Here is a 1,845-nt window from a genome sequence, read left to right on the forward strand (position 1 = left end):
CCAGATGGGCGTGACACCGTTCGGGATGTCGATCATCGATATGCCAGCGGAAACGACCGCCTACCCAGAGCATGACCACTCGTCCGAGGGACCCGGGAATCCGCCCGCCCACCAGCTCGGCCAGGAGGAGGTCTATATCGCGCTGCGCGGTTCGGCCGACGTGCAGGTCGAAGGCCACCGCTACGAGCTGGACGCAGACCACATCATCCGGGTCGGGCCGACGGCGCGGCGCAAGATCCTGCCAGGTCCTGACGGCGTTCGGCTCCTGGCGATCGGCGGATTTCCCGGTCGAGCATACGATCCAGCCTCCACCGTCTGAAGGAAGCAGGACACAGGCCCATAGCTGAGAACGCCGACCGAAGAGCGGTGGCGAGGACAAACGAAAGCAGTGCCGCAAGCGGGACGCCGGCCGGCACATGCTGCCGGTTCGCTTGGACGCTCGGCAGCTCGCACACGGGCCGATCGAGATCTCGCCAGGGGAACCCTGCATCAGGTGTGTGGCCCGAGGGATTCGCATCGCGACGAACCAGCCGATAGGGTCAGGCCGTGGCCACGATCCGGATCACCTCGAAGGTCCCGGTGGTTCAGTCCGCTCTTAAGGCGCGTCCGCTGCGCGTGGCGATCGACGGCGGCGAGGAGCAGGAACTGTCGCTGTCTAAGCCCAACGACGTGGAGGTAGAGGCGGGTGACCATCACGTCGAGATGTACGTGGCGTGGGCGCTGCCAGCCCGGATGGGTCCCGCCGAGATCGACGTGTCTGTCGGGGACGGCGACACGGTGAAGCTGCTCTACAAGCCGCCGTGGGTCCGGAACAAGCCTGGCAAGGTCACGCTCGCGAGGTAGAGGATCGACGTCGTAGGCGAGGACGGTCCGTCGATCTGTCGCCAACCCTAGGCACCTCCAATGACGATGACGCCGCTGGCACGCACGGGTCGCTCAAGGCATCTCCGAGGTCGAGCTATCGGATGACGATGGCGACGCCCACGACGTCGCGTTGCGCGTGCGTCGTGCTCTTCAATCATGCTTCGTGCCCGATGCCACCCTCGTCTGCTGGAACGTCGCCGGCCGCCTCCGTCGCCAGGCGGTGCAGGCCGAGCGTGTGACCGCGCTCTCGCCGGACATTGTCTGCCTGCAGGAGGTCATCGCCCGCTCGGTGCAACCGTGGACCGAGCATCTGACCACGGTCGGGTTGCGCGACGTGCGCGTGGCCGATGTCGCGGCGGTCGACGGCCGTGACCGGCCACTGCTGACCCTTGTGGCCTCGCGCTGGGAGCAGGAGCCCGTCGCGGTGGGAGGCGTTCCGTGGACTGAGCGCGTCCTGGCGACGCGCCTCGCCGGCCTGGAGGTGGTCAACGTGCACTCTCCGACCAGCCCCAAGCCGGGCCTAGCCAAGGTCCTCACCCACGAGGCCGTGCACGCGCATCTAATCGGGGGCTGCGGGCCGCGGCTGGTGTGCGGCGACCTCAACACGCCTCGCCGCGAGCATCCCGACGGCCGGGTGTGGACATTTGCGCGGGATCGCTACGGACGGCTGCGCGCCGACCGCGGCGAGCGCTGGGACGCCGCGGAGCTCGGGCTTATCAAGGGCCTGGAGGACCGCGGGTTTCGTGACGCCTTCCGGTCTCTGCACGGACCGGAGCAGCGGGAGCCCAGCTGGGTGTGGCAACGCTGGGGCGGGGGCTACCGGCTTGATCACCTCATCGTCTCTGGCGAGGTCGAGGTCCCGGTCTGCGGTTATCTGCACCAGTGGCGTGACGAGGGCCTGTCTGACCACTCGCCGCTGGTGGCGCACATCCGCTGGTCGAGCGAGGAGCGGGGCTAAAGCGCCTGCCCGAAGTCCTCGTG

Annotated in this window: 3 protein-coding genes; all 3 read left to right on the plus strand. The window is 68.2% G+C overall.

Going from position 1 to position 1,845, the window contains the following annotated elements:
* A partial coding sequence (locus VHW64_RS16100) for a hypothetical protein (RefSeq protein WP_329651592.1) occupies window positions 1-319 on the plus strand: 319 nt, incomplete at its 5' end.
* 227 nt (window positions 320-546) lie between these two features.
* Window positions 547-843, plus strand: coding sequence for a hypothetical protein (locus VHW64_RS16105; protein ID WP_329651593.1), 297 nt, complete (start codon window positions 547-549; stop codon window positions 841-843).
* Between the two features lie 184 nt (window positions 844-1,027).
* Window positions 1,028-1,822: an endonuclease/exonuclease/phosphatase family protein gene (locus VHW64_RS16110; protein WP_329651594.1), complete on the plus strand. Its 795-nt coding sequence runs from the start codon at window positions 1,028-1,030 to the stop codon at window positions 1,820-1,822.
* Window positions 1,823-1,845 lie beyond the last annotated feature (23 nt).

Origin of the sequence: Nocardioides sp., from assembly GCF_036267815.1 — a bacterium.
Classification (GTDB): Bacteria; Actinomycetota; Actinomycetes; order Propionibacteriales; family Nocardioidaceae; genus Nocardioides.